Below are 1,754 nucleotides of genomic sequence, written 5' to 3'. Positions count from 1 at the left end.
CCAAGTAACTGTTCCCGCTCCTGCGCCGTCGCCAGCTCATGGCTAAAGACATCCTGCTCAGGTGCCTGTACCAGAGCGGATAACAAGACCTCAAAATGCTCCGCCATACGCGCTATTGTGTCGCGCTCAAACAAATCGGTATTATAGCCCCACCCTAGACCTAGGCCATCCTCACTTTCAACCACATTTAGCGTTAAATCATACTTTGCACTTTCCCCTTCCCGAGCCTCCACTATAGAGAGGTTGAGATCCGGCAAGGATAACTGACCGTCGTCATTGTTTTGTAGCGCCAGCATCACTTGGAATAACGGGCTGTGACTCAAGCTCCGCTCCGGCTGCAAACGTTCAACAATTTGTTCAAACGGCACCTGCTGATGGGCATAACCGTCCAGCAGCATGTTTTTACTTTGCTCTAGCAGCGCCTGGAAACTCGGCTTACCGGATAAGTCGCTCCGCAGCACTAAGGTATTGACGAAGAAACCTATCAAACCAGCCACTTCTACCTGCTCTCTGTTCGCCACCGGCGTGCCAATAACAATATCTTGTTCATTACTGTAACGGGACAGCAACACCGAAAATGCAGCATGCAGTCCCATAAACAATGTGGCCCCCTGCGCCTGACACAAGCCAGTCAAAGCCTTATAAGTACTTTTATTGATATGAGTGATATGGAAAGCACCTGCAAAGCTCTGCACCGCAGGTCTGGCGTGATCTAATGGCAACGCATGCACCACTGGTAAGCCGGCAAGCTGCTTTTCCCAGTACCCTAGCTGTTCATCCAGCACCGCTCCTTGTAACCAGTTGCGCTGCCAGTAAGCATAATCGCCGTACTGGATCGCCAGAGGCGCCAGCGGATTTTCCTGCCCTTTGGCATAAGCCGTATACAGGCTGCTAAATTCATTCACCAGTATACCCATCGACCAACCGTCCGAGGCAATATGGTGCATGGTCACCAGCAAAATATGTTCCTGCTCGGCAACTTTAAGCAAGCGCGCCCGCAGCATTAAATCTCGGCTCAGCTCAAAGGCCGCGGCCGCCTCTTTGGCAACAGCTTCATCAATCTGTGTTTGTTGCACGGTTTCAGGCAGCACAGACAAATCCGTAAGCGGCACTTCAAACGTCTCCGGCGTATTAATCACCTGAACTGGCTCGCCGTCATCGCCGACAACAAAGCAAGTCCGTAGGCTTTCATGACGTCCTACAATTGTACTAAAGGCCTGCTGCAGCGCCTGACTGTTCAGACTACCCGTTAATCTTAACGCCGCAGGCATATTGTAATGGACACTGCCGCCGTCTATTTTATCCAGCAGCCACAACCTTTGCTGGGCAAAAGATAAAGGCAAAGCCTGCTCCCGAGAAACCGCAGTTAACGGCGGACGCATACCACCTGAGTGCTCACCGGACAATAAAGCCGCCAGATCCATTAACCTCGGCTGCTCAAAGACCTTCCGCAGCGCCAGTGTGACCTCAAAAGCTTCACCAATACGGGCCACCAGTTTAGTAACCAGCAGGGAGTGCCCACCCAGATCAAAGAAGTTGTCTGAAATACCAACCCGCTCAAGCCCCAGCACCTCCTGCCAGATCCGGCATAAGGTTTTTTCTGTTTCAGTGCGCGGCGCAATATACTCGCCGCCTAATACATCCCCTTCCGGCGCCGGCAGCGCCTTACGGTCAACCGTGCCGTTGGCCGTCAACGGAAAAGACTCCAACACCACAAAGGCCGAAGGCACCATATAATCCGGCAGCCCCGCCCG

Annotated in this window: 1 protein-coding gene; it reads right to left on the bottom strand. The window is 52.7% G+C overall.

Features of this window, described 5'->3' with window-relative positions; genetic code table 11:
- Nucleotides 1-1,754, bottom strand: a 1,754-nt coding sequence (locus tag EXT47_RS23570; protein ID WP_240701671.1) for a condensation domain-containing protein, incomplete at both ends; no start/stop codon positions are given.

The sequence above is a fragment of the Pseudoalteromonas sp. CO342X genome (assembly GCF_004208915.1).
GTDB classification, from domain to species: Bacteria; Pseudomonadota; Gammaproteobacteria; order Enterobacterales; family Alteromonadaceae; genus Pseudoalteromonas; species Pseudoalteromonas maricaloris.
This window is presented reverse-complemented; position numbering and strand designations above follow the sequence as displayed.